1 rRNA gene is annotated in these 311 nt (G+C 45.0%); it reads right to left on the reverse strand.

Annotation, left to right across the window (positions count from 1 at the left end):
• A 5S ribosomal RNA gene (rrf, locus tag MN204_RS21810) occupies positions 1-115 on the reverse strand; the annotation flags it as partial.
• Positions 116-311: the final 196 nt, after the last annotated feature.

A 311-nucleotide genomic window follows, 5' to 3' on the forward strand; every position in this document is an offset into this window, starting at 1 on the left:
CAGCACCTGAGTTTCGCGTATGGTCACCCACTACACTACTCGGTCAGGCTCTTACCAGCTTAACTACAGTTGATCGGACGGGAAACGGTGCTTTCTGGTAGATATGGCCGCAACCGATAGTTTAACGGAAACGCAGGTGATATGAGGGCAGGGTCCAGACATGTTCAGTAGGTGGGAGTGAGAGGTGTTATGGGTGGAGGACAATTTTTATTATATTTCATCTAATAGCAATAGGATATGACAGGTGAAAAAGCAAAAGCAATAGTGCATTGTGATGTGGAGAATAAGGTGCATACGATGAAAAAGGTGAT

The organism is Oceanobacillus saliphilus (assembly GCF_023522835.1).
In the GTDB taxonomy this organism is placed as follows: domain Bacteria; phylum Bacillota; class Bacilli; order Bacillales; family Amphibacillaceae; genus Oceanobacillus; species Oceanobacillus saliphilus.